At 70.3% G+C, this 24169-nt stretch carries 20 protein-coding genes and 1 pseudogene; 11 read left to right on the top strand and 10 right to left on the bottom strand.

Annotated features, from left to right (window positions below):
- Nucleotides 1–168: 168 nt before the first annotated feature.
- From ACZ6MZ_RS26830 to ACZ6MZ_RS26810, 5 genes and pseudogenes are all read right to left on the bottom strand, one after another.
- Nucleotides 169–1209 (bottom strand): annotated as a pseudogene (locus tag ACZ6MZ_RS26830) (LacI family DNA-binding transcriptional regulator); the annotation flags it as partial.
- Nucleotides 1194–2870, bottom strand: a complete 1677-nt coding sequence (locus tag ACZ6MZ_RS26825) for a glycoside hydrolase family 13 protein (protein WP_469354857.1) — start codon at nt 2868–2870, stop codon at nt 1194–1196. The gene ACZ6MZ_RS26825 and the pseudogene ACZ6MZ_RS26830, both read right to left, overlap by 16 nt.
- 100 nt (nt 2871–2970) lie before the next feature.
- Nucleotides 2971–3849, bottom strand: a complete 879-nt coding sequence (locus ACZ6MZ_RS26820) for a sugar ABC transporter permease (protein ID WP_469354855.1) — start codon at nt 3847–3849, stop codon at nt 2971–2973.
- Nucleotides 3846–4856, bottom strand: coding sequence for a carbohydrate ABC transporter permease (locus ACZ6MZ_RS26815; protein ID WP_384188617.1), 1011 nt, complete (start codon nt 4854–4856; stop codon nt 3846–3848). Before ACZ6MZ_RS26815 ends, ACZ6MZ_RS26820 begins: the two co-directional genes overlap by 4 nt.
- Before the next feature lie 19 nt (nt 4857–4875).
- Nucleotides 4876–6150, bottom strand: coding sequence for an extracellular solute-binding protein (locus tag ACZ6MZ_RS26810; RefSeq protein WP_389788263.1), 1275 nt, complete (start codon nt 6148–6150; stop codon nt 4876–4878).
- 327 nt (nt 6151–6477) lie between these two features.
- Between ACZ6MZ_RS26810 and ACZ6MZ_RS26805 the strand changes: the two genes are divergently transcribed.
- Nucleotides 6478–7533, top strand: a complete 1056-nt coding sequence (locus ACZ6MZ_RS26805; RefSeq protein ID WP_469354852.1) for a LacI family DNA-binding transcriptional regulator — start codon at nt 6478–6480, stop codon at nt 7531–7533.
- A 75-nt stretch (nt 7534–7608) separates the two neighbouring features.
- Nucleotides 7609–8634, top strand: a complete 1026-nt coding sequence (locus ACZ6MZ_RS26800) for a phosphatase PAP2 family protein (RefSeq protein WP_389788267.1) — start codon at nt 7609–7611, stop codon at nt 8632–8634.
- Here ACZ6MZ_RS26800 and ACZ6MZ_RS26795 read toward each other — a convergent pair.
- Nucleotides 8619–11648, bottom strand: coding sequence for a bifunctional [glutamine synthetase] adenylyltransferase/[glutamine synthetase]-adenylyl-L-tyrosine phosphorylase (locus tag ACZ6MZ_RS26795; protein ID WP_389788270.1), 3030 nt, complete (start codon nt 11646–11648; stop codon nt 8619–8621). The genes ACZ6MZ_RS26800 and ACZ6MZ_RS26795 overlap by 16 nt on opposite strands.
- A 378-nt stretch (nt 11649–12026) precedes the next feature.
- On the opposite strand from ACZ6MZ_RS26795, the gene ACZ6MZ_RS26790 reads away from it, so the two are divergent.
- From ACZ6MZ_RS26790 to ACZ6MZ_RS26775, 4 genes are all read left to right on the top strand, one after another.
- On the top strand, nt 12027–12536 hold the full coding sequence (locus ACZ6MZ_RS26790) for a pyridoxamine 5'-phosphate oxidase family protein (RefSeq protein WP_469354850.1): 510 nt from the start codon (nt 12027–12029) through the stop codon (nt 12534–12536).
- Between the two features lie 39 nt (nt 12537–12575).
- The gene (locus ACZ6MZ_RS26785) at nt 12576–13016 is read left to right on the top strand and encodes a VOC family protein (RefSeq protein ID WP_389788275.1); all 441 of its coding nucleotides are present in this window, start codon (nt 12576–12578) and stop codon (nt 13014–13016) included.
- Between the two features lie 56 nt (nt 13017–13072).
- The gene (locus ACZ6MZ_RS26780; RefSeq protein ID WP_469354849.1) at nt 13073–13648 is read left to right on the top strand and encodes a GNAT family N-acetyltransferase; all 576 of its coding nucleotides are present in this window, start codon (nt 13073–13075) and stop codon (nt 13646–13648) included.
- A 269-nt stretch (nt 13649–13917) separates the two neighbouring features.
- Nucleotides 13918–14604: an SDR family NAD(P)-dependent oxidoreductase gene (locus ACZ6MZ_RS26775; RefSeq protein ID WP_469354847.1), complete on the top strand. Its 687-nt coding sequence runs from the start codon at nt 13918–13920 to the stop codon at nt 14602–14604.
- 94 nt (nt 14605–14698) lie between these two features.
- Here ACZ6MZ_RS26775 and glnA read toward each other — a convergent pair whose 3' ends face one another.
- Nucleotides 14699–16060: a type I glutamate--ammonia ligase gene (gene glnA / locus ACZ6MZ_RS26770; RefSeq protein WP_384188601.1), complete on the bottom strand. Its 1362-nt coding sequence runs from the start codon at nt 16058–16060 to the stop codon at nt 14699–14701.
- 235 nt (nt 16061–16295) lie between these two features.
- Nucleotides 16296–16838 (bottom strand): MarR family winged helix-turn-helix transcriptional regulator, encoded by a 543-nt coding sequence (locus ACZ6MZ_RS26765; protein WP_386877901.1) that lies wholly within the window; start codon nt 16836–16838, stop codon nt 16296–16298.
- A gap of 254 nt (nt 16839–17092) precedes the next feature.
- On the opposite strand from ACZ6MZ_RS26765, the gene ACZ6MZ_RS26760 reads away from it, so the two are divergent.
- From ACZ6MZ_RS26760 to ACZ6MZ_RS26740, 5 genes are all read left to right on the top strand, one after another.
- Nucleotides 17093–17575 carry a hypothetical protein gene (locus ACZ6MZ_RS26760; protein WP_389788291.1) on the top strand — a complete coding sequence of 161 codons (483 nt, stop codon included), beginning with the start codon at nt 17093–17095 and terminating at the stop codon, nt 17573–17575.
- Nucleotides 17576–17666: 91 nt separating this feature from the next.
- Nucleotides 17667–18314 carry a DUF3105 domain-containing protein gene (locus ACZ6MZ_RS26755; RefSeq protein WP_389788293.1) on the top strand — a complete coding sequence of 216 codons (648 nt, stop codon included), beginning with the start codon at nt 17667–17669 and terminating at the stop codon, nt 18312–18314.
- A 5-nt stretch (nt 18315–18319) separates the two neighbouring features.
- A complete protein-coding gene (locus ACZ6MZ_RS26750; RefSeq protein ID WP_469354844.1) occupies nt 18320–19003 on the top strand; it encodes a DUF305 domain-containing protein in 684 nt (227 codons plus the stop codon).
- A gap of 251 nt (nt 19004–19254) precedes the next feature.
- The gene (locus tag ACZ6MZ_RS26745) at nt 19255–19674 is read left to right on the top strand and encodes a CBS domain-containing protein (protein WP_384188592.1); all 420 of its coding nucleotides are present in this window, start codon (nt 19255–19257) and stop codon (nt 19672–19674) included.
- A gap of 315 nt (nt 19675–19989) precedes the next feature.
- A complete protein-coding gene (locus tag ACZ6MZ_RS26740; protein ID WP_389788296.1) occupies nt 19990–21750 on the top strand; it encodes an NAD+ synthase in 1761 nt (586 codons plus the stop codon).
- On the opposite strand, the gene ACZ6MZ_RS26735 is transcribed toward ACZ6MZ_RS26740, so the two are convergent.
- Together ACZ6MZ_RS26735 and ACZ6MZ_RS26730 are read right to left on the bottom strand one after the other, a co-directional pair.
- The gene (locus ACZ6MZ_RS26735; RefSeq protein ID WP_469354842.1) at nt 21716–22966 is read right to left on the bottom strand and encodes an MFS transporter; all 1251 of its coding nucleotides are present in this window, start codon (nt 22964–22966) and stop codon (nt 21716–21718) included. The two genes, ACZ6MZ_RS26740 and ACZ6MZ_RS26735, sit on opposite strands and share 35 nt — an antisense overlap.
- 97 nt (nt 22967–23063) lie before the next feature.
- Nucleotides 23064–24089 carry an endonuclease/exonuclease/phosphatase family protein gene (locus ACZ6MZ_RS26730; protein ID WP_469354840.1) on the bottom strand — a complete coding sequence of 342 codons (1026 nt, stop codon included), beginning with the start codon at nt 24087–24089 and terminating at the stop codon, nt 23064–23066.
- Between the last annotated feature and the right edge of the window lie 80 nt (nt 24090–24169).

The following is a 24169-nucleotide window of genomic DNA, read 5'->3' as shown; positions in this document are numbered from 1 at the left end:
TGCGGCCTCGCGTGGCGTGTGCTGCCCTCAAGGCCCCTTGCGGGTGGTGCCGTTGGTGCTGGTGGTGCCTTTTGTTTCTCTGGTGCTGCGGAAATGGTCGGTGGGGTGGGACGTGTGCGCGCGGGACGTGGGCTGGCGGGACGCGGGCTGGCGGAACCTGGGCGACCCCGCGGTGGAGCCGCGTACGACCAGCTCGGGCTGGAAGACGTACTCGGTGCGCTGGACGGGACTGCCCGCGATCTCCTCCAGCAGCGCGCCGACGGCCGCCGCGGCCATCGCGCGGACCGGCTGGCGGACCGTGGTGAGCGGAGGGTCGGTGAAGGCGATCAGCTGCGAGTCGTCGTATCCCACGACCGAGAGATCGCGCGGCACGTCGAGTCCGCGCTCCCGGGCCGCCCGTACCACGCCGAGCGCCATCAGATCGCTGCCGCAGACGACGCCGGTGCAGCCGCGGCCGAGCAGGGTGCCCGCCGCGACCTGCCCGCCCTCGACGCTGAACAGCGTGGAGCACACCAGTTCTTCGGCCTCGCTCCACGCCAGCCCCAGCAGCCCGACGGCCGCGTCGAGGAAGCCCTCGCGCTTGCGCCGGGAGGGCACGTAACGCTGCGGCCCGATCGCCAGCCCGATCCGCCGGTGTCCCAGCTCGGCGAGATGGCTGACGGCCATCCGTACCGCCGCGTGGTCGTCGGCCGAGACGAACGGCGCGCTGACCCGCTCGTTGTAGCCGTTGATCAGGACGTACGGCACCCCGCGCGCGGCGAGCGCGGCGTAGCGTGCCGGGTCCGCCGAGGTGTCGGCGTGCAGCCCGGACAGGAAGACGATGCCACCGACGCCCCGATCCACGAGCTGCTCGACCAGCTCGTCCTCGGTGGCGCCGCCCGGCAGCTGGGTGCAGAGCACCGGGGTGTAGCCGTGCCCGGCCAGGACCTGCTCGACGGCCTGGGCGAAGGCCGGGAAGACCGGGTTGGTGAGCTCGGGCGTCACCAGCCCGATCAGTCCCTCGGTGCGCTGCCTCGGCCGGCCAGGGCGTTCCTGGCCGAGGGTGTCGAGCGCCGCGAGCACCCGCTGACGCGTGGTGTCCGCGACGCCCGGCCTGCCGTTCAGGACGCGGCTGACGGTCGCTTCGCTGACCGACGCCTGGCCGGCGATGTCCGAGAGCCTCGGTCCGCCGCCGCCCTGCGGCAGGAGGACGGTCACACCGTCCACCACGCCGTGGTGTCCGCGGGCAGCTCGACGCCGGCGCCGTCGGCCGTCACCGGACCGCTCGCCAGCAGCAGGGTGCCGGGCACCGCGACCCGTACCGCCGTGTCCGTCGTATTGACCGTGCAGACGAAACCGGGGCGCGCGAGGATCAGCACACCCTCCGGCGCGTCCAGCCACTCGACCTCGGTGCCCGCGCCCAGGCCCGGGTGCTCCCGGCGGGCCGCCAGCGCCGACCGGTACAGCTCCAGGGTGGAGTGCGGGTCGCCGGTCTGCGCCTCGACGCTGAGTCCGGACCAGCTCTCCGGCTGCGGAAGCCAGCTGGATCCGCTGCCGAAGCCGTACGAACTGCCCTCGCGTGTCCAGGGGATGGGCACCCGGCACCCGTCACGGAAGCCGTCCTGGCCGTCCGCCCGGAAGTACGACGGGTCCTGCCTGGCCTCGTCGGGCAGATCGGTGACATCGGGCAGCCCGAGTTCCTCGCCCTGGTAGAGGTACGCGGAGCCCGGCAGGGCCAGCATCAGCAGGGTCGCCGCACGGGCCCGGCGCAGTCCGAGCTCCCGGTCGCCGGGCTCCCGGGTCTGGGTGCCGGCTCCGGGCGGTCCCGCGAACCGGGTGGCGTGCCGGGTCACGTCGTGGTTGGAGAGCACCCAGGTGGCGGGGGCGCCGACGGGACGCATCGCGGCGAGCGAGACCTCGATGACCTCGCGCAGCGCGGGGCCGTCCCACGAGGTGCTCAGATACTGGAAGTTGAAGGCCTGGTGCAGCTCGTCGGGGCGTACGTAGTTCGCGGTGCGCTCGACGGTCGGGGTCCAGGCCTCGGCGACGGCGATCCGGTCGCCGGGGTACTCGTCGAGGATGGTGCGCCAGCTGCGGTAGATCTCGTGCACGCCGTCCTGGTCGAAGAACGGCATGACACCGTTGCCGAGGAGCCTGAGCTGTCCTGCGTCGCCGATGTCGGGCAGTCCCGGGGCCTTGACCAGTCCGTGGGCCACGTCGACGCGGAAGCCGTCGACGCCCATGTCCAGCCAGAAGCGCAGGATCGAGCGGAACTCGTCGGCGACGGCCGGGTGGTCCCAGTTGAAGTCGGGCTGTTCGGGGGCGAAGAGGTGCAGATACCAGTCGCCGGGGGCGCCGTCCGGGTCACAGGTCCTGGTCCAGGCGGGGCCGCCGAAGATGGACTCCCAGTCATTGGGCGGGAGTTCGCCGTCGGCTCCCTTGCCGGGGCGGAAGTGGTAGCGCTCGCGCAGCGCGGACCCCGGCCCCTCCCGCAGCGCGCGCTTGAACCACTCGTGCTCCTCGGACGAGTGGTTGGGCACGAGGTCGACGATGACGCGCAGGTCCAGCTCGTGCGCGTCACGGATCAGCGCGTCGGCGTCCAGCAGGGTGCCGAACATCGGGTCGATGGCCCGGTAGTCGGCGACGTCGTACCCCGCGTCGGCCTGGGGGGAGGCGTAGAAGGGGCTGAGCCAGACGGCGTCGACGCCGAGCTCTCTGAGGTACGGAAGCCGGCGGCGTACCCCGTCGAGATCGCCCATTCCGTCGCCGTTCCCGTCGGCGAAGCTGCGTGGATAGACCTGGTAGATCACCGCGTCCTGCCACCAGCCCGAGCGGTGGCCCGGGGCGTCGACGGACGTGCCGGTGAGGGGGGCAGCGAGGTGCTGGGTCATGTCGTCCCTGGAGTGTCTGGGGGCGGGAGCGGCGCCGGGCGTGCTGAGCCCTGCGCCGCCGTCGAAAGAATGCGGTGGTACGAGGTACGGGTAAGGCCGGTCAGCCCTTGACGGCGCCGGCGGACATGCCGGTGACGAGGTGGCGCTGGGCGAAGAGGAAGACGAGCGCGGCAGGGATGGCGATGAGCACGGACGCGGCGGTCATCGGTCCCCACTGGGCGCCGTACTGGTTGACGAACTTCTGCAGGCCGCCGGCGAGGGTGAGGTTCTCGTCGCCGACCATGAAGGCGGAGGCGTAGGCCACTTCGCCCCAGGCGGTGATGAAGGAGTAGAACGCGGTCACCGCGAGCCCCGGCTTGGCGAGCGGCAGGATCAGCCGGAAGAAGGTGCCGAACGGGGTCAGACCGTCCACCATGCCGGATTCGTCGATCTCCTGGGGGATGGTGTCGAAGAAGCCCTTCATCATCCAGGCGCAGAACGGCACGGCGATGGTGAGGTAGGTGATCACCAGGCCGGCCGAATTGTTGAGCAGTCCCAGGCCCGCCATGATGTTGTAGATCGGCACGATGAGGACGGCGACCGGGAACATCTGGGTGATGAGCAGGGTCCACATCAGACCGCGCTTGCCGGGGAAGCGGAAGCGGCTGACGGCGTAGCCGGTGGTGGCGGCCACGAAGACCCCGAGCACCGTGGTGAGGGCCGCGATGAGCAGCGAGTTGCCGAACCAGGTGAGGAACGGGGTGTCGCGCAGCAGGTTGGTGTAGTTGCTGAACGTCGTCTCTTTGAAGAAGTCCGTGGTGGTCGCGTAGCTCGGCGGCTTGAGCGAGGTCAGGAAGACCCACAGCACCGGGAAGACCGCTATCACGGACGCCACGACGAGGGTGGTGTGCAGCGCGACCGAGGCCAGCGGTGAACGGCGGCCGCGGCGCGGGGTGCCGGCCGCCGCGGGGGACGCGGGGCGGGGTTCGGCGAGGGTCACCACGTATCTCCCTGCTTACGGAGGACTCGCCGGTAGACCGCGGCGAAGAGCATCAGGAGGACCAGGATCAGCACGCCCCAGGTGGAGGACTGCGCGAAGTCGCGCGGGCTGATCTCGAAGGAGAACTTGTACGCCTGGGTGACCAGGATCTGGGTGGCCTCGCCGGGTCCGCCGCGGGTCAGCAGGAAGATCACCGGGAACATGTTGAACGTCCAGATGGTGGAGAGCAGGATCACCGTCGTACTGACCGCGCGCAGCCCCGGCATGGTGATGTGGCAGAAGCGCTGCCAGGCGTTGGCGCCGTCCATCTCGGCTGCCTCGTACATCTCCCCGGGGATGGACTGGAGTCCGCCGAGCAGCGCGACCATCATGAACGGCACCCCGAGCCAGACGTTCACGGCGATGACCGAGAATTTGGCCCAGGTGGGGTCGTTGAGCCAGGGCACGGCGTCGATTCCGCCGCCGGCCAGGATCTTGTTGAGGAAGCCGCGGTCCTCGTTGTAGAGGAAGCGCCAGGCGAAGACGGAGACGAAGCCCGGTACGGCCCAGGGCAGGATCAGCAGCATCCGGTAGAAGGAGCGGCCGGCGATCCGGCGGTTGAGGATGTTCGCCAGGGCCAGGCCCAGGGCGAAGGTGACGCTGACGCAGGAGACCGTCCACACCAGCGTCCAGCCGAGGGTGGACAGGAACTGACCGCCCGTCAGCGCGTCGGCGTAGTTGTCGAGCCCGACGAACTCGTACGTGGCGGGCAGGTGGTTGACGCCGATGTTGCGCTCGACATTGCGCTCATTGGCGTCGGTGAGCGACAGATAGACGCCGCGGACCAGCGGATACCCGATGATCACGCCGATCACGGCCACCACGGGGGCGACCATGGTCCAGGCGTACCAGTGGGTCGACATGCCCCGCCGGAGCCTGCCGGGTGGGTTGCCAGAGCCGCGGCTGCGGCCGCGGGCGAGGTCGTCGCCCGCGGCCTTCGCCACCGACTGGCTGGTGTGGACAGCCATCAGCCGGCCTGCCTTCCTGTTACTTCCAGCCCTTGAGCAGCTTGCGGTACGAGTCGCCGGTGGACTGGGCGCCCTTCTCCGGCGTGGTCTGGCCGGTGAGGACCTTGGTGTACTCGGTCACCAGCGGCGCGAACAGGCTGCCGGTCTCCGGGATCCAGGGACGCTCGACGGCCTTGTCGACCACAGGCTTGAAGAAGCCGACGATCTCGTTGTCCGCGACGCCCGGCTGGGAGTAGACGGAGGTACGGGTCGGGAGCAGGTTCAGGTCTTTCGCGACCTGGGCCTGGCTCTCCGCGGAGGTCATGTACTCGGTGAACGCGTAGGAGGCGTCGAGGTTCTTGGAGCCCGCGTAGACGGCGAGGTTGTGGCCGCCCTGCGGTGCGCCCTGGCCCGCGGAGCCGGCCGGTACGGGGGCGATGCCCAGGTTGGCCTTGTCCTTGAACTGCGGGCCGCCGTAGGTGTCGGCGACCGCCCACGGACCGTTGATGATCATCGCGACCTTGCCGTCCTTGAACGACGACTGCATGTTCTCCCAGCCGTCGGTGGCGTCGGTCTTGGCGGCGCCCGAGTCGACGAGGTCCTTGACGACGGTCATGGCCTTGACGCCCGCGGCGTTGTCGACGGTGACGGTCTTACTGCCGGCGTCGACGAGGTTGCCGCCCTCGCCGTACAGGAACGACAGGAACCAGTAGGCGTCGTCACCGCGCAGATACAGACCGGTCTTCCCGGTCTTGTCCTTGATCGTCTTCGATACGGTCTTCAGCTCGTCGACGGTCGTGGGGACCTCGACGCCGGCGTCCTTGAAGATCTTCTTGTTGTAGAAGATGCCCATGGAGTCGATGACCTGCGGCGCGGCGTAGGTCTTGCCGTTGTACTTGGTGGACGCGGCGGCCTGGGCCAGGAAGTCCTTGTCGTTCTTGAGCGCCGGGGTGCCGTCCAGCGGCGCGAGGTAGCCGAGATCGGCGAACTCGGGGGTCCAGGCGACCTCGGAGCGGATCACGTCGGGGGCGCCGGAGCCGGACTGCGCGGCGTTCTTGAACTTGTTCTGGGCGTCGCCGAAGGGCACGTTCACATACTTGACGTCGACCTTCGGGTGCTTCTTCTCGAAGCCCTCGGCGAGCTTCTTGAAGACCTTGTCCTCGCTGCCGACGGTCGAGGTGTCCCACCAGGTGACCGTTCCCGAGAGCTCGCCGCCCGAGCTCTTGCCGCTGCTTGACTCATCGTCACTGCCGCAGGCGGTCGCCGCGAGCGCCAAGGTCGCGGCCAGGGCGGTGGCCGTTATGCCACGTCGCATCCGAACTCCTTCAACTGCCGTACCGCTCCGTCGCGGCGCCGGGTCGGAGGTGAACGTAACAGCGATGAAAGAAGGCCGAAAGACCTTGCGGAATTTTTCTGCAAGGGCCACTGATCGTTACCGGCATGTGTCCTGTCGGTTGCACGTCACACTCTTGACGGGGAGCCACACCACCTGTCAGGGGCGGTCCGTGCAGGTCGGCGGGTTCCTGAGAAGCCGTCATGACGCCTGCGGGAACGTTTCGCAAGATCTTGCAAGAACTTGCTGCCGTGGCCGGATTCCGTGCCCGGTGGGCAATCCGACAGACGCCCGGTACAGTCCACTCACATGACCGCACGGCTTGCCGACATCGCATCCCAGGCGGGGGTCAGCGAAGCGACGGTCAGCCGCGTTCTGAACGGCAAGCCCGGGGTTGCCGCGGCCACCCGCGAATCCGTACTCGCCGCGCTCGACGTCCTCGGATACGAACGTCCCGTACGGCTGCGCCGCCGCAGCGCGGGACTGGTCGGCCTGATCACCCCGGAGCTGGAGAACCCCATCTTCCCGGCGCTGGCGCAGGTCATCGGCCAGGCGCTGACCCGGCAGGGCTACACCCCGGTGCTGGCGACCCAGACCCCCGGCGGCTCCACCGAGGACGAGCTGACGGAGATGCTCGTCGAGCGGGACGTCTCCGGCATCATCTTCGTCTCCGGGCTGCACGCCGACACCTCCGCCGATATGCGGCGGTACGACAAGCTGCGCACCCAGGGCGTGCCCTTCGTGCTGGTGGACGGTTTCTCACCGAAGGTGCAGGCGCCCTTCATCTCGCCGGACGACCGGGCCGCCATGCGGCTCGCCGTGACCCATCTCGTCTCGCTGGGCCATCAGCGGATCGGGCTCGCCGTCGGCCCCAGGCGCTTCGTACCGGTGCTCCGCAAGATCGAGGGCTTCAGCGCCACCGTCCAGGAGCTGCTGGGGCTGACCTCCGAGGAGACGGACCATCTGATCCAGCAGTCGCTGTTCACCCTGGAGGGTGGTCAGGCCGCCGCCTCCGCGCTGATAGAACGCGGTTGTACGGCGGTGGTGTGCGCGAGCGACATGATGGCGCTCGGCGCGATCCGGGCGGCGCGGCGACTCGGTCTGGAGGTGCCCAGGGACCTGTCGGTCGTCGGTTTCGACGACTCCCCGCTCATAGCGTTCACCGATCCCCCGCTGACGACGATCCGCAAGCCGGTGCCCTCGATGGGGCAGGCCGCGGTCCGTACGCTCCTTGAGGAAATCGGCGGCACGCCTGCGCCGCACAGCGAATTCGTCTTCATGCCCGAGCTGGTGGTTCGCGGTTCAACCGCTTCCGCTCCGGCCCCCGGCCCGCTCCCGGCAACAGGGTCACGCGCTCGTCCCTGAGGCGTAGCGAATGCGCCGGGAACCCGACCGGGGGATGATCGGTCGGTGGGTGCGAATCTGGCAGACTCTCTCACTATGGGTGACTCGACCGTGAAGACAGAGGAAGGCCGGACGGCTACCCCATCACCCATCGGCGCGAGCGTCGTGGCGACGTCCGAGGCGGCGTCCGGGGCCGACGACCGTACGCGGCCGCGGCTGCGGCGGCTGCGGGCACCCCGTCGGCCGCGCATCTGGTTCGAGATCCTGCTGATCGCGGTGAGTTACTGGACGTACTCCCTCATCCGCAACGCGGTGCCGGAGCAGCGCGCCAAGGCCCTGCGGAACGCCGACTGGATCTGGCAGGCGGAACAGACCCTCGGCATCGCGGTCGAACAGTCCGTCAATCACGCCATGAATTCGGTGACGTGGCTGATCGTGGCCATGAACTACTACTACGCGACGCTGCACTTCATCATCACGATCGCCGTGCTGATCTGGCTCTTCCGCCGCCATCCGGGCCGCTACGCCGCCGCTCGCCTGGCGCTCTTCGCCACCACGGTCGTCGCGCTGCTCGGTTACTACCTGTATCCGCTGGCTCCCCCGCGCCTGATGAAGGGGCAGCACTTCATCGACACGGTCGCGCTCCACGAGACCTGGGGCTCGATGGCGTCGGGCAACCTCAAGAACATGTCGAACCAGTACGCCGCGATGCCGTCGATGCACATCGGCTGGTCGCTGTGGTGCGGTCTGACCGTCTTCGCGCTCGCCTCGGCGCCCTGGGCGAAGATCCTCGGCCTGCTCTATCCGGCGCTCACCCTGCTCGTGATCGTCTCCACCGCCAACCACTTCTGGCTGGACGCGGTGGGCGGGATGCTCTGTCTCGCGTTCGGCTTCGCCCTCTCGTACGCCTGGTACGGCGCGCTGCCCTACCGGCTCCCCCGCAGGCCGGAGAACGACCGGCCCCAGTGGCGCGGCCGCCGGCGGCTGACGGCGGGGGACGCGTCTCCCCGGGACGCGTCGGACCTGGACGCGTCGGACCTGGACGCGTCGGCTTCGGGCGTATCCGCTCAGGGCGCGTCCGCTCCGGGCGCGTCGACGGCCGCCACTCACACCGCGCCGTAGAACAGCTCCTCCACCACCGCGCGGGCCCTGCGGGTGGTGCGCCGGTAGTCGTCGATCATGTTGCCGCTGTATCCGCTCTGCGGCTGCCGCTGCTCCGGTCCCGACCCGTACCCGAGGTAGCGGCCCATCGCGCCCAGTTCCCTGCCGTCCGAAGGGAACGTGTCGCCGGGCCTGCCACGGACCAGCATCACGCCGTTGCGGACCCGGGTCGCCAGGACCCACGCCTCGTCCAGGATCTGCGCGTCCTCCGTCGAGAGCAGGCCCGCCGCCTGGGCGGCCGCGAGGGCCTCGCGGGTGCGCGTGGTGCGCAGGCCCGGTTCCGCCCAGCCGTGCCGCATCTGCAGCAGCTGGACCGTCCACTCGACGTCGGAGAGGCCGCCCCGGCCCAGCTTGGTGTGGAGCGTCGGGTCGGCGCCCCGCGGCAGCCGTTCCGTCTCCATCCGCGCCTTGAGCCGGCGGATCTCCCGTACCGCGTCCTCGCCGAGCCCCTCCGCCGGATACCGCAGCGGGTCGACCAGCTCGATGAAGCGGCGGCCGAGATCCGCGTCGCCGGCCATCGGCTCGGCGCGCAGCAGCGCCTGGCTCTCCCAGACCAGCGACCAGCGCCGGTAGTACGCCGCGTAGGAGGCGAGCGTGCGCACCATCGGGCCGCTCTTGCCCTCCGGCCGCAGATCCGCGTCGATCAGCAACGGGGGATCCGAGGTGGGGACTTGGAGCAGCCGTCGCATGTCGGCGACCACCGCGTTCGCGGCGCGCGCCGCCTCGTGCTCGCTGACGCCCTCGCGCGGCTCGTGCACGAAGAGCACATCCGCGTCGGAGCCGTAGCTCAGCTCATGACCGCCGAAGCGGCCCATGCCGATGACCGCGAACCGGGTGGGCAGGGTGTCGCCCCAGCCTTCCCGTACGACGGCACGCAGCGCGCCCGCGAGCGTCGCCGCGTTCAGATCGGTGACCGCGTTCCCGACCCGGTCGACCAGCGCCCCGTGGTCCTCCTCGGCCGGGCTGTCCTCCGTACCGTACGAGCCGATGATGTCCTCGGCCGCCGTACGGAACAGCTCGCGCCTGCGCACCCCGCGCGCCGAGGTGACCGCGCCCTCCGCGGTGTCCGCGCGCCCGACCGCCGCGAGCACCTCCTGCTCCAGCAGGTCACGGCCGCGCGGCAGCAGCCCGTTGGGATCCCCGAGGATCGACACCGCCTCCGGCGCGCGCAGCAGCAGATCGGGGGCGAGCCGGCCGGCCGACAGCACCCGCGCCAGATTCTCGGCCGCGGCCCCCTCGTCCCGCAGCAGCCGCAGATACCACGGCGTCTTGCCGAGCGCGTCCGACACCCTGCGGAAGCCGAGCAGCCCGGCGTCCGGATCGGCGGAGTCCGCGAACCAGCCCAGCAGCACCGGCAGCAGCGTCCGCTGGATCGCCGCCTTGCGGCTCACCCCGGACGCCAGCGCCTCCAGATGCCGCAGCGCGGCGGCCGGGTCGGCGTATCCGAGCGCTTCGAGGCGCTGCCCCGCCGCCCTCGGGCTGAGCCGGATCTCGCCGGGCGCCAGCTGGGCGACCGCGTCGAGCAGCGGCCGGTAGAAGAGCTTCTCGTGCAGCCGCCGCACCACGGAGGCATGCCGTCGCCACGCCCTGTTCAGCTCGGCGACCGGGTCGTTGCGCAGCCCGAGCGAGCGCCCGAGGCGGCGCAGATCGGCCTCGTCCTCCGGCACCAGATGCGTCCGGCGCAGCCGGTAGAGCTGGATGCGGTGCTCCATGGCGCGCAGGAAGCGGTAGGCCTCGTCGAGCTGCCTGGCGTCCGCCCGCCCCACATAGCCGCCCGCCGCCAGCGCGGCGAGCGCATCGAGCGTCGAACCGCTACGCAGGGTGACATTGTTGCGGCCGTGGACCAACTGGAGCAGCTGTACGGCGAATTCGACGTCCCGCAGCCCACCCGGACCGAGCTTGAGCTCGCGCTCCGCCTGCCCCGCGGGGATGTTGTCGACGACCCGGCGGCGCATGTTCTGTACGTCGGGTACGAAGTGGTCGCGCTCGGCGGCCTGCCACACCAGCGGTGACACGGCGTCGATGTACTCCGCGCCGAGCGCCGGGTCGCCGGCCACCACCCGGGCCTTGAGCAGCGCCTGGAACTCCCAGGTCTTGGCCCAGCGCTGGTAGTACGCGAGATGGCTGCTCAGCGTCCGTACGAGCGGTCCGTTGCGTCCTTCGGGCCGCAGGTTCGCGTCGACGGGCCAGATCGTCCCCTCCATGTTGGACTCGGAGCAGATCCGCATCAGATGGGACGCGAGACGGGTCGCCGCCTGAAGGGCCTTGCCCTCGTCGGGGCCCTCGTCCGTCCCGTTCGCCGCTTCCCCGACGAAGATCACATCCACGTCGGAGACATAGTTCAGCTCATGGCCGCCGCACTTGCCCATCGCGATGACCGCGAGCCGGCACGCCGCGGCGTCCTCGGGCGCGGCGGCCTTGGCGATGGCGAGGGCGGCGCGCAGGGTCGCGGTCGCGAGGTCGGCGAGTTCGGCGGCGGTCTGGGCGACATCGGTCGTACCGCAGACGTCCCTGGCCGCTATGGCCAGCAGACAGCGGCGGTAGCCGATCCGCAGCGAGACGGGGTCGTTGGCGTCGGCGAGGCCGTGTTCGAACTCCTCGACGCCGGGGTGCAGATCGGCCGACTCGTACGTGACCAGGACATGCCAGTCGGCGGGGTGCCTGGCCAGATGGTCACCGAGTGCCTCGGACGCGCCGAGCACGCCGAGCAGCCGGTCCCGCAGCGGCTTCGCGGTGACCAGGGTGTCCAGCAGCACCCGCCGCTCGTCGGGGTGCGCCGCCTCGGCGAGCCGGACGAGGCCACGCAGGGCGAGATCGGGATCGGCGGTCGCGCCGAGCGCGTCGAGCAGCAGCGGATCGGACCGTATGGGCGACATCTCGGGGGCGTCGAGCAGCCGCTCGGCGGCGGACGGATCGGTGAAGCCGTGCCGCAGCAGACGGGTGAACGTACTGCTCCTGCGTCCCGGCAGCGTCATCGTGGCGTCTCCTGTCCGCGTACCCGTCCGTCCGGTCAAGCTCAGGAATCGAGCCTAGGCCCTGTCTGACACATCCCGCCTGGCTCACGGCGCCTGGCACGCACACTCGCCGCGTTGTCGGAGTCATCCAAGTACGTCCAGTACGAGGACGATCCTCCGCCTTGCGATTGCACGCACCAGACCCCGCGAGCCCCGCCCTCCGGGCGGACGGCGCTATGTGTCAGACAGAACCTAGCCGCAGGTCGCGGCGGAGGGCGGTCCGCGTAGGACCTACGCCCCGTCCGGTCGGCGCGGACCGATGAGTCCTGGCCGCGCGCCCGGTCCATACATCCAGGAAGCCGGGCCTCCGCCCGGTCCGGCACGTGAGAGGACCGCACCATGCCCGTGAAGGAACCCCGCACCGAGCTGGACGCCCGCTACGGCGATCCGGCGGCCACGGCCACCGACTGGTCCGAGGCGGTCGCCCGCCTCACCGAGGCCGAGGTCTTCTGGCTGACGACCGTACGGCCCGAGGGCCGCCCGCATGTCACGCCGCTGCTGGCCGTCTGGTGGGACGGCGCGTTGCACTTCTGCACCGGCGCCGCCGAGCGCAAGACCATGAACCTCGCCCAGAACCAGGAAGTGGTCCTCACCACCGGCGCGAACGCCCTGCGCGGAGGCTGTGACCTGGTGGTGGAGGGCGCGGCGGTCCGGGTGACCGACGAGGCGCGGCTGACCGCGCTCGCGACGGCGTGGGAGGCGAAGTACGGGCCGGACTGGCACTTCGACGTACGGGACGGATCGTTCGCGGGCGAGCACGGCAATGTGGCGCTGGTCTTCCAGGTCGCTCCCCGTACGGCCTTCGGCTTCGGCAAGGCCCCGTACAGCCAGACCCGCTGGCAGTTCTGACCCCCGCGTCCCGCCCACCACCCTGATGGAGGAACACCCATGGACTGGACCCTGGAAGCCGTCGTCATCCCGGTCACCGACCTCGACCGGGCCAAGGCCTTCTACGCGGAGCAGCTCGGCTTCACGGTCGACCACGACACGCGGATGGGCGACACGGTCCGCATCATCCAGCTGACCCCGCCCGGCTCCGGCTGCTCGATCGTCATCGGCTCGGGGATGTCCTCCCCGGACAAGGACAAACAGGAGCCCCGGCCCGGCACGTACCACGGCATGCAGCTCTGCGTCCTGGACATCACCGCGGCCCGCGCCGAAGTCGTCGCACGCGGCGTCGAGGCGGGCCCGGTCAGCCACATCGAGGGCAACGACTGGGCGGAGGGCCCCGGCGGCCCGTGGAACTCCTTCTTCTCCTTCCCGGACCCGGACGGCAACACCTGGACAGTCCAAGAGACCCCCACCCCCCTCACCCAACGCACCCCCTGACCCCCCGGGCCGGCACCCCACGGACGCCGGCCCGGCCAGGACCTGGAGGAACCCCCATGACACCGGACAGCATCGAGCTGCGCCACGCCATCGACATCGACCAGGTCTGGGACACCCTCATCGAGGTCTACGCAGAGGTTCGCGCGGACAAGCTGCACCTGGCGCACTACTCCGTGGAACGCTACGGCGAGCGCCTGGCCAGGCATGCGTCGGAGCCCGGCTGGGAGGCCGTTGTCGGCTTCGACGGCGCCGAGCCGGTCGGCTACGCCTACATCAACACCCTTCAGCCCGACGACCGCTGGTGGCGGCGGATGACCACACCTCTGCCGCCCCGGTGCACCGGCCTGCCCACCGTGGCGCTGAAGGAGATCATGCTGCGCGTGCCCTGGCGTGGCACCGGCACCGCCCGGCGTATACACGACGAACTCCTCGCCGCCCGTCCCGAGGAACAGGTCTCCCTCCTGGTCAACCCGCTCGCCGGGGACGGCAAGGTGAAGGCGCTGTACGAGGCATGGGGATACCAGGAGATCAGCGCCCAGCAACCCTCCCCCGACGGCCCCGTTCTTACAGCCATGCTGCGTGCCATACGGGAGAGGGCACAGGCAGCCGAGGGAGTATCCGCACCTCGGTGACCGTGGGCGGCACGTACGAGGGGCCGGTACAGCGGGCGGTCCTGGCAGAGCCCACGCCGGGCGTCGGGCCGGCTCCTGTCGGTCATCTGGCGGGCATGTACGGCAAGCCGTCGCGTGGCCGGCCGGGGTCTCCGACAGGCTTGCGCAATGCACTCGTGTGGAGGCGGCTCCGGGCGATCAGGAAGGAAACCCGCTACGCCTCTGTGAAGGCTTGTGGGATACCGACGGCGCGAGGCGTGAGGCAGGGCTCTCAAGACGAAGGGACTCGAATGACCACGTCAGTAATCATCGGTGGCAGCAGCGGACTGGGACGGCACATGGCTGAGTGCTTCGCCGCACGTGGCGAAGACGTCGTGATCGGCAGCCGGGACGGAGCGCGAGCTGAGGAAGTGGCCACACAGATCGGTGACACCGTAAGTGGAATCGGTGTGGATCTCTCCCGTCCCGACACCATCGAAGACGCCCTGCGTGGCCTTGGCGGCGTGGACCATCTGGTGATCACGGTCGCCGAGCCCAGCCTGAACAGCCTCGCGGCGTTCAGCGTGGAGAGCGCCGCACGTTCGGCCACCATCAAGTTGGTCGGCTACACCGAGACCGTGAGAGTCCTCAAGGAACGCTTCCGTCCCGGCGCTTCGGTCGTTCTGTTCGGCGGTCTGGCCAAGGAACGCCCCTACCCGGGATCTACGATCGTCAGCGCGGCGAATGCCGCTGTCACGGGGCTGACGCGGACGCTGGCGCTCGAACTGGCTCCGGTCCGCGTCAATGCCCTGCACCCCGGAGTCGTGGGTGACAGCCCGCGTTGGCGGGATGTGCCGGACCACCCGCACCTCGCTCGCACACCCATCGGACGATTGGTCACGATGGCGGAGATCACCCACGCCGCCGACTTCCTCCTCCACAACGGGGGGATCAACGCGATCGATCTCTATGTCGACGGCGGCCTGCGCGTCGGCTGAACCCGCGCCCGTTCGGCCCGACGATGTCGGGCCCGCACCGTGATGGCGCGGGCCCGACGCGTCAATCAGGCAAGGAAACCCCGCTGACCCGCGGCTACAGGACCGGGAGGTTCTTGCGGAGTTCGAAGGCGGTTACCTCCGAGCGGTATTCCTCCCATTCCTGCTTCTTGTTGCGCAGGAAGAAGTCGAAGACGTGCTCGCCGAGCGTTTCGGCGACCAGTTCGCTGCGCTCCATCAGGGAGATCGCCTCGCCGAGGTTCTGCGGGAGGGGCTCGATGCCCATCGCGCGGCGTTCGGCGTCGGAGAGGGCCCAGACGTCGTCGTCGGCGCCCGCCGGGAGTTCGTAGCCCTCCTCGATGCCCTTGAGGCCCGCGGCGAGCAGCACCGCGTACGTGAGATAGGGGTTGGCGCCGGAGTCGATGGAGCGGACCTCGACACGGGCCGAGCCGGTCTTGCCGGGCTTGTACATCGGGACGCGGATCAGCGCGGAGCGGTTGTTGTGGCCCCAGCAGATGTACGAGGGGGCTTCGCCGCCCGAGCCCGCGGTGCGGGTGGAGCCGCCCCAGATGCGCTTGTAGGAGTTGACCCACTGGTTGGTGACGGCCGAGATCTCGGCGGCGTGCTTGAGCAGGCCGGCGATGAAGGAGCGGCCGACCTTGGAGAGCTGGTACTCCGCGCCCGACTCGTAGAAGGCGTTGCGGTCGCCCTCGAAGAGCGAGAGGTGGGTGTGCATGCCCGAGCCCGGGTACTCCGAGAACGGCTTGGGCATGAAGGTCGCCTGCACGCCCTGCTCCAGCGCAACCTGCTTCATGACTAGGCGGAACGTCATGATGTTGTCCGCGGTGGACAGCGCGTCCGCGTACCGCAGATCGATCTCCTGCTGGCCGGGGGCGCCCTCGTGGTGGCTGAACTCCACCGAGATGCCCATGGATTCCAGCATCGTGATCGCCTGGCGCCGGAAGTCCATGCCGACGTTCTGCGGGGTGTGGTCGAAGTAGCCGGAGCTGTCGGCGGGGGTCGGGCGGGTGCCGTCGACGGGCTTGCTCTTCAGCAGGAAGAACTCGATCTCGGGGTGGGTGTAGAAGGTGAAGCCGAGATCCGAGGTCTTGGCGAGCATGCGCTTGAGGACATAGCGCGGGTCCGCGTAGGACGGCGAGCCGTCGGGCATCAGGATGTCGCAGAACATCCGGGCCGTGCCGGGGGCCTCCGCGCGCCAGGGCAGGATCTGGAAGGTGCCCGGGTCGGGCTTGGCGATCATGTCGGATTCGTACACCCGGGCGAAGCCCTCGATCGCGGAGCCGTCGAAACCCATGCCCTCGTCGAAGGCCTGCTCCAGCTCGGCGGGCGCGACGGCGACCGACTTCAGGAAGCCGAGCACATCGGTGAACCACAGGCGCACGAAGCGGATGTCGCGCTCCTCGAGCGTACGGAGCACGAATTCCTGCTGCTTATCCATTTCCACCCATCCTTGCTGGTCAGGCCACCTGCTCCCCTGCCGCGGGGCACGTTGCGGCACACGAGCATCCCACCACACGATTTCCGGCGCGTTGCGAACCCCCGTCCAACGTCCCGCGTCGTGCGCGTGTACGGGTCTCTGTCCATAGTGCCTGTACGTCTGGTGCCCATGTAACAGGTGATCGCAATCCATGGTGCTGATGGATGGCGCCCGGTGGAGCCCCGGTCCGGTCCCGTCAGCCGTTGCCGTGCCGGGCGTGAGTGTCCGACCAGCCCAGAGGGTACGGCTCCGAATCGTCATCCGGAACCACCGGCTCCCCGCCCGCCTCGGTGAAGGCGGTCAGGGCGCCCACCAGGGCCGAGCGCTGCTCGGGGGTCAGCCGTTCGACGATCGCCGAGATCTCGCGATGGCGCGCCGCCGAGACGTCCTCGACCAGCCTGTCGCCCTCCGGGGTCAGCCGCAACATCGTCTCGCGGCGGTTGTCCGGATTGCTCTGCCGGGTCGCCAGGCCGGCGGCGATCAGCCGGTCCAGCATGCGCATGGCGGTGGAGGGGTTCACGCCCAGCCGCTCGGCGAGCTCCACCAGCTTGGCGTCGCCGTGGGTGGCGAGGACCATCAGCAGCCGGAACTGCGGCAGGGTGACCCGGTCCGCGACGGCGGCGAGGGAGCGGGTGGATACCGCCACCAGCAGCCGGGACGCGGTCAGCACCGCGTGGGTCACCGCGTCGACGTCGGCGGGGCCCTGCTGCGGGGGCGTCGGCTGGGGAGGGTGGGCCATGCCTCTTTGTACCGCGCCGGGCCCGGGTCCGTACCGTCGCGGGTGGCCACGGGGTCCGGCGCGGGCCGCGACCGGGTCAGGCGCGGGTGGCGACGGAGTCCGCACGGTCGCGGCGGCCGACCGGGTCCTTCACCGCGCCAGGGCCGCACCGTGCCCGGTTCGTACCACATCGGCGCCGTCCAGGGGCGGGATCCGGCCGCGGAAGCGGCTCCTCACTGCTGCGCGGCGGGGAGTACGCACTACGATTTGCGCCCATGGGGGGACCGCGTCGCACACGCATCACGCGTCCCACGGCACTGGTGAGTGCCGTGGCGACGCTGTTCGCCGCGCTCTTCATCTGTCTGGGGCCAGGACCCGGTCCCGCCGACGCTCATCATCGGCCCGATTCGGCCGCCGGGGCCACCGCCGCCGGCAGCCGGGCCCCGCACGTCCAGCACGTCAGGGCCGAGCAGGTCAGGGCCGAGCACGTCCGGGCCGAGCAGGTCAGGGCCGAGCAGGTCAGGGCCGAGCAGGTCAGGGCCGAGGACCGGTTCAGCTGTCCGTACGACAACGGCGACTGCGGGTTCTTCCCGCATCTGAGCCCGGCCGTGCTCACCGTACCGCCGCCGGCCGCCCCACTCACCGGCGGCGTACAGCTCCAGCACCTCGAACCGCCGCACCCCACCGGCCAGGTGCCCCGCTCCGGAGCGCTCGCCCGCGCGCCGGACCTCCACGTCCTTCAAGTACTGCGGACGTAGCCGGGCCCGCACCCGCACCGGGTTCCCGTATCTCCTGATCTCCGTTCCGCAGGTATCCGCGTTCCGTAGTTATCGCAGAAGGACATACATCATGGCTTCCAAGTCCCAGTCCGCCGAGCGCAAGGCCCGCATCGAGCAGATGCGCCGCGCCGAGCAGGCCCGCGAGCGGCGCAACCGCCTCATCACGATCACGGTGAGCGCCGTCGTGGTGGCGGCCCTCGTCGGCTTCGGCGCCTTCATCCTCAACAAGGAGTCCGACAAGAAGGAAGAGCAGCAGGCGGCGGCCAAGGCGCCCGTCAAGGGCGAGAAGTCCTGGGATGCCAAGAAGCTCGGCCGCAACCATGTGACCGAGGCTGTGAAGTACCCGATGAAGCCGCCGGTGGGCGGTGACCACAGCCAGGTCTGGATGAACTGCGACGGTGACGTCTACAAGGACGCGATACCGGACGTGAGCGCGGTGCACTCGCTGGAGCACGGCGCGGTCTGGGTCACGTACAGCGACAAGGCCGCCGACGCCGATGTGAAGACGCTCTCCGAGAAGGTCGAGAAGACCCCGTACACGCTGATGAGCCCGGTGAAGGACCAGTCCGGCGCGATCATGCTGAGCGCGTGGGGCAAGCAGGTCTCGGTGGACACCGCGGCGGACCCGCGGGTGGAACAGTTCCTCACGAAGTACGTACAGGGCTCGCAGACCCCTGAGCCGGGCGCTGCCTGCACGGGCGGACAGGGCGCGCAGTGAGCTCGGTGACGCGCACCCAGTGGGCGGCGATCACCGCGGTCGTGCTGGCGCTGCTCTTCGCCGGTACGGCCACGGTGGCCTCGGCCGGGCGTGACGACGGGCCGGGCGCGCCCCGTACCCCGTCGGCGGACTCGGCGGACGCGGGCTTCGCCCGTGACATGGCGGTCCACCACCAGCAGGCGGTGGAGATGTCCTTCATCGTCCGGGACAGCACGGACGACGAGGAGGTGCGCCGGCTGGCGTACGACATCGCCAACACCCAGGCGAACCAGCGCGGGATGCTGCTGGGCAGGCTGGACCTGTGGGGGCTGCCGAAGGCCGAGGCGGACCAGGAGCCGATGGCCTGGATGCGGATGCCGATGGACATGGGCTCGGACGACGGCGCCGCGATGGATCACGGGCACGCGGAGCATGAGGCCCGCGACGGCTCGCTGATGCCGGGCATGGCCACGAAGACGGAGCTGGAGCGGCTCCGCCAGGCCCGTGGCAAGCAGGCCGAGATCCTGTATCTCCAGCTGATGACCGACCACCACAAGGGCGGCGTGTCGATGGCCAAGGGCTGCGCCGAGATGTGCGCGGTCGGCACGGAGAAGGACCTCGCCGAGGGCATGGCCGCGGCGCAGCAGTCGGAGCTGAACCTGATGGCGGACCTGCTGAAGGCGCGCGGCGCGAAGCCGCGCACCGGCTGACGCGCGCGGGCCGTCGGTCCCCCGGGACCGGCGGCCCGATGCGGTGCGGCAGGCGACCGGCCCGATGCGGTGCGGCAGACGGTCCGGCCCGGTGCGGCAGGCGGTCCGGTGCCGGTCGGCGGCCCGGGCCCGGCGCCGGCCCGGGTTCAGGGCTCAGCCACCCGTTCGGGTGCCACCGGTCGCGTCACCCGAACGGCTGCACGATGATGGTTCTGGCTCGGGGTGGACGGCACACAGGAGGCACGAAACCCATGACCACTGCCAAGGACATGATGCACGCGGGGGCCCAGTGGATCCCCGCGCACGAGACGCTCGACCGCGCCGCACAGATGATGCGGGATCTGAATGTGGGCGCGCTGCCCATAGCCGACTCCGACGAGCGGCTGACCGGCATACTCACCGACCGTGACATCGTCGTCGGCTGTGTGGCGAAGGGCCATGACCCGGCGAAGATCACGGCGGGTGAGATGGCCCGGGGCACACCCCGCTGGGTCGACTCGGACGCGGACGTGGACGAGGTCCTGATGGAGATGCAGACCCATCAGATCCGCCGGCTCCCGGTGATCGAGGACAAGCGTCTGGTCGGGATGATCAGCGAGGCCGATCTCGCCCAGCATCTGACCGACATCCAGATCGCCACGTGGGCCGAGAAGGTCTACGCGCCCCGCTGACCCGTACGCGCTCCGCAGACCCGTACGCGCTCCGCAGACCCGTACGCGCTCCGCAGACCCGTACGCGTCCGCTGACCCGTACACGCCCCGCAGGCCCGTACGCGCCCGCTGACCCGTACACGCTCCGCGGACTCGTACGCGCTCCGCAAACCCGTACGCTCCGCGGACCCGTACACGCTCCGCAGACCCGCCACCATGAGGGCGCGCGGCAGTCCTGGCCGCGCGCCCTCGGGTCAGCGCCGGCGGGGGCCGAGTGGGACGGCCCACACTCCCGCCCCAGGACATCGTGTCAGTCAGACGATTACACTGGGCGCCGTGCCTCAACTACGCCTCGCCCTGAATCAGATCGACTCGACCGTCGGCGATCTCGCCGCGAACGCCGAGGCGATCGTGCACTGGACCCGGCACGCCGCCGAGCAGGGAGCGCATGTCGTCGCGTTTCCCGAGATGGTGCTGACCGGCTACCCCGTCGAGGACCTCGCCCTCCGGTCGTCCTTCGTCGAGGCGTCCCGGGCCGCCGTGCGCGCGCTCGCGGTCCGGCTCGACGAGGAGGGCTTCGGGGAGCTGCCCGTCATCGTCGGCTATCTCGACCGCTCCGAGAAGGCCCAGGCGCGGTTCGGCCAGCCCGCCGGCGCCCCGCGGAACGCCGCCGCCGTGCTGCACCGCGGCGCTGTCGCGCTGAACTTCGCCAAGCACCATCTGCCCAACTACGGCGTCTTCGACGAGTTCCGGTACTTCGTCCCCGGCGACACCATGCCCGTCGTCCGGATCCACGGCGTCGACGTCGCGCTCGCGATCTGCGAGGACCTCTGGCAGGACGGCGGCCGGGTGCCGGCCACGCGGTCCGCCGGGGCGGGGCTGCTGATCTCCATCAACGCCTCACCGTACGAGCGGGAGAAGGACGACACCCGGCTCGACCTGGTGCGCAAGCGCGCCCAGGAGGCCGGCTGCACCACCGCCTATCTCGCGATGATCGGCGGCCAGGACGAGCTGGTCTTCGACGGTGACTCGATCGTCGTCGACAAGGACGGCGAAGTCGTCGCCCGTGCGCCGCAGTTCGCCGAGGGATGCGTGGTCCTCGACCTCGATCTGCCGGCCGCCGCGGCCGAACCGCCGTCGGGGGTCGTGGACGACGGGCTGCGGATCGACCATGTCGTCCTCTCCGAGGAGCCGCTGCCCGCGTACGAACCCGAGCTGGCCGGCGGCTACGCCGAGCGCCTGGCAGACGACGAGGAGGTCTACTCGGCGCTGGTCGTGGGCCTGCGCGCGTACGCCGCCAAGAACGGCTTCGGGTCCGTCCTGATCGGGCTCTCCGGCGGTATCGACTCCGCGCTCGTCGCCGCCATCGCCTGTGACGCGCTCGGCGCGCAGAACGTGTACGGCGTCTCCATGCCGTCCAAGTACTCCTCGGACCACTCCAGGGACGACGCGGCCGAGCTGGCCCGCCGTACCGGGCTCAACTTCCGTACGATCGCGATCGAGCCGATGTTCGACGCGTACATGGGGTCGCTGGGCCTCACGGGTCTCGCGGAGGAGAACCTCCAGTCGCGGCTGCGCGGCACGATGCTGATGGCTCTCTCCAACCAGGAGGGCCAGATCGTGCTCGCGCCGGGCAACAAGTCCGAGCTCGCGGTGGGCTATTCGACGCTGTACGGCGACTCCGTCGGCGCGTACGGCCCGATCAAGGACGTCTACAAGTCGGCCGTCTTCCGGCTCGCCCGCTGGCGCAACCGCGCCGCCGAGGAGCGCGGCCAGACCCCGCCGATCCCGGAGAACTCCCTCTCCAAGCCGCCGAGCGCCGAACTGCGCCCCGGCCAGGTCGACACGGACTCGCTGCCGGACTACGACGTACTGGACGGGATCCTGGAGCTGTACGTCGACCGCGACCAGGGCAAGGACGCGATCGTCGCGGCGGGCTTCGACGACGAGCTGGTCACGAAGACGCTGCGGATGGTGGACACGGCGGAGTACAAGCGGCGCCAGTACCCGCCGGGCACCAAGATCTCGGCGAAGGGCTTCGGCAAGGACCGGCGGCTGCCGATCACGAACCGCTGGCGTGAGTCGACGAGGAAGTAACGGCCTGGTGCGCGTTCTCCTGCGGCCGGGGGCCTTCCGCGACGACGCGGGAGGTCCCCGCCGCCGTCTCCCGGCCGCCCCGGTCCAGCAGGCCCGCCGTCACCGCGATGGCCAGGCCGACGACCGCGAGCACCGCGCCGACCAGGGTCGGTGACATCCAGCCCCAGCCCGCCGCGATGGCCGCGCCGCCGAGCCAGGCGCCGCCCGCGTTGGCGAGGTTGAAGGCCGAGTGGTTGGAGGCGGAGGCGAGCGTGGGGGCCTGCCTGGCCTTGTTCATGACGAGCATCTGGAGCGGCGTGGTCGTCATGAAGCCGACCGCGCCGAGCACCACCACCGTCACCAACGCCGCCCACTGCACCTGCGCCGTGAAGCGGAAGGCGACCAGCACCACGGCGAGGGTGGCGAGCGAGCCGTACAGCGTGGGCCGCAGCGCCCGGTCCGTCAGCGGTCCCGCCGCCAGCGCGCCCAGCGTCATACCGATGCCGAAGAGGGCGAGGACCAGCGTCACGGAGGACTCGCCGAAGCCCATCACCTCGGTGGTCATCGAGGCCAGGTAGGAGTACACGGCGAAGACCCCGCCGAAGCCGAAGACCGCGGTCGCCAGCCCGAGCAGCACCTGACGGTTGCCGAGGGCGCGCAGCTCCCGGCCCACGCTCTGGTGCGCGTCGACGGGTACGTACGGTACGAGCCGGGCGAGCGCCGCCATCGCGACCAGGCCGATCACCGTGACCACCAGGAAGGTGGCGCGCCAGCCGAGGTGCTGGCCGAGCAGGGTGGCCGCGGGGACGCCGACGATGTTCGCGATGGTCAGGCCGAGGAACATGGTCGCCACGGCCCGCGCCTGCCGGCCCTCGTGCACCAGCCGGGCGGCGACGACCGCGCCGACGCCGAAGAACGCGCCGTGCGGCAGCCCGGCGAGGACGCGGCCCGCCAGCAGCCAGCCGAAGCCGGGGGCGAGCGCGGAGGCGAGGTTGCCGACGATGAAGAGGCCCATCAGCAGCAGAAGCATCCGCTTGCGCGGGATACGGGAGCCGACGGCGGTGAGCAGCGGGGCGCCTATGACGACGCCGATCGCGTACGCCGACACGAGATAGCCGGCGGTGGGCACGGACGTTCCCAGATCGTCCGCGACATTGGGCAGCAGACCCATCATCACAAACTCGGTCGTACCGATGCCGAAGGCGCTCACGGCGAGAGCGAGCAGGGCCAGGGGCATGAAGAAAGACCTTTCCGTAGTAAGTACCTCTACGGAACAAAGCCTCTCAGGCCGTTTGTTCCGGCAGATGAACACCGGATTGCGCGGATCGCTCCGCTCAGCGCAGTTCCACCCGGGCGGCGATCGGCAGATGATCGCTGTCCGTCCGGGGAAGGGTCCACGACGAGGTCGGTTCGACGCCCTTCACCAGAATCTGGTCGATCCGCGCCAGCGGGAACGCCGCCGGCCAGCTGAAACCGTACCCGTGGCCCGCCGCGCCCTGCGTCGAACGCATCTGGGACGTGACGGCGTTGAGCGAACGGTCGTTCATCGTACCGTTGAGGTCACCGAGCAGGATCACCTGGCCGAGCGGCTCGTCGGCGATGGCCTCGCCCAGCGCGTCCGCGCTCTTGTCCCGCTGGTTGGCGGTGAACCCGGCGTTCAGCTTGACCCGTACCGACGGCAGGTGCGCCACATAGACGGCGACCCGCCCCTCGGGCGTGGAGACCGTGGAGCGCATGGCACGGACCCAGCCCAGCCTGATGTCGACGGGCCGGCTGCCGGTCATCGGGTACTTGCTCCACAGCCCGACCGTGCCCTGCACGGAGTGGTACGCGTACGTGCCGGCCAGCGCCTTCTCGTACACCGGTACGGCGTCGGCCTTGAGCTCCTCCAGCGCGACGACGTCCGCACCCGATTCCGCGACCTTGCGCGCGGTGCCCTCCGGGTCGGGGTTGTCCGCGTTGACGTTGTGCGTGGCAACCGTCAGGTCCCCGCCGCCGCCCGACTTGTCGGTGAGGAGCCCACCGAAGAGATTGAGCCAGACCACGGCCGGCAGCAGCAGCGCGATCAGCGCGGTGGCCGAGCGCCGTACCAGCGCGAGGACCAGGATCAGCGGGACGAACAGACCGAGCCAGGGCAGGAAGGTCTCGGTGAGACTGCCCAGGTTGCCGATCTTGTTCGGGATCTGGGCGTGGAAGATCATCAACAGCGCGGCCGACACGGCGAGGAACGCGAGGACGATGCCGCGCCGCCAGATACCGGGGTCGCGACGCCAGCGGTCGAGCTGGGTTCTGACGCGGGATGCGGTGCGGTGCTCGTCCCCGTCGGCCGTCACCGACTGCGCTGTGTACTCCTGCGTCATGTGCTGCCCTCACTGCCTTGCTGTGCACGCCCGCCCCCGACCCTAGGCGATGGAGCGGGCGCTTTCTCCGCCGTCCCTGG

Source organism: Streptomyces sp. NPDC042201 (assembly GCF_055582185.1).
The sequence above is the reverse complement of the archived record's forward strand: the minus strand, read 5'-3'. Positions and strand labels throughout refer to the sequence as shown.

Bases quoted from the DNA above. Each gene is read 5' to 3' on its own strand.
- ACZ6MZ_RS26825 (WP_469354857.1), bottom strand. From the start codon at position 2,870: ATGACCCAGCACCTCGCTGCCCCCCTCACCGGCACGTCCGTCGACGCC.
- ACZ6MZ_RS26815 (WP_384188617.1), bottom strand. From the start codon at position 4,856: ATGGCTGTCCACACCAGCCAGTCGGTGGCGAAGGCCGCGGGCGACGAC.
- ACZ6MZ_RS26810 (WP_389788263.1), bottom strand. From the start codon at position 6,150: ATGCGACGTGGCATAACGGCCACCGCCCTGGCCGCGACCTTGGCGCTC.
- ACZ6MZ_RS26805 (WP_469354852.1), top strand. From the start codon at position 6,478: ATGACCGCACGGCTTGCCGACATCGCATCCCAGGCGGGGGTCAGCGAA.
- ACZ6MZ_RS26800 (WP_389788267.1), top strand. From the start codon at position 7,609: ATGGGTGACTCGACCGTGAAGACAGAGGAAGGCCGGACGGCTACCCCA.
- ACZ6MZ_RS26795 (WP_389788270.1), bottom strand. From the start codon at position 11,648: ATGACGCTGCCGGGACGCAGGAGCAGTACGTTCACCCGTCTGCTGCGG.
- ACZ6MZ_RS26790 (WP_469354850.1), top strand. From the start codon at position 12,027: ATGCCCGTGAAGGAACCCCGCACCGAGCTGGACGCCCGCTACGGCGAT.
- ACZ6MZ_RS26785 (WP_389788275.1), top strand. From the start codon at position 12,576: ATGGACTGGACCCTGGAAGCCGTCGTCATCCCGGTCACCGACCTCGAC.
- ACZ6MZ_RS26780 (WP_469354849.1), top strand. From the start codon at position 13,073: ATGACACCGGACAGCATCGAGCTGCGCCACGCCATCGACATCGACCAG.
- ACZ6MZ_RS26775 (WP_469354847.1), top strand. From the start codon at position 13,918: ATGACCACGTCAGTAATCATCGGTGGCAGCAGCGGACTGGGACGGCAC.
- glnA (WP_384188601.1), bottom strand. From the start codon at position 16,060: ATGGATAAGCAGCAGGAATTCGTGCTCCGTACGCTCGAGGAGCGCGAC.
- ACZ6MZ_RS26765 (WP_386877901.1), bottom strand. From the start codon at position 16,838: ATGGCCCACCCTCCCCAGCCGACGCCCCCGCAGCAGGGCCCCGCCGAC.
- ACZ6MZ_RS26760 (WP_389788291.1), top strand. From the start codon at position 17,093: ATGGGGGGACCGCGTCGCACACGCATCACGCGTCCCACGGCACTGGTG.
- ACZ6MZ_RS26755 (WP_389788293.1), top strand. From the start codon at position 17,667: ATGGCTTCCAAGTCCCAGTCCGCCGAGCGCAAGGCCCGCATCGAGCAG.
- ACZ6MZ_RS26745 (WP_384188592.1), top strand. From the start codon at position 19,255: ATGACCACTGCCAAGGACATGATGCACGCGGGGGCCCAGTGGATCCCC.
- ACZ6MZ_RS26735 (WP_469354842.1), bottom strand. From the start codon at position 22,966: ATGCCCCTGGCCCTGCTCGCTCTCGCCGTGAGCGCCTTCGGCATCGGT.
- ACZ6MZ_RS26730 (WP_469354840.1), bottom strand. From the start codon at position 24,089: ATGACGCAGGAGTACACAGCGCAGTCGGTGACGGCCGACGGGGACGAG.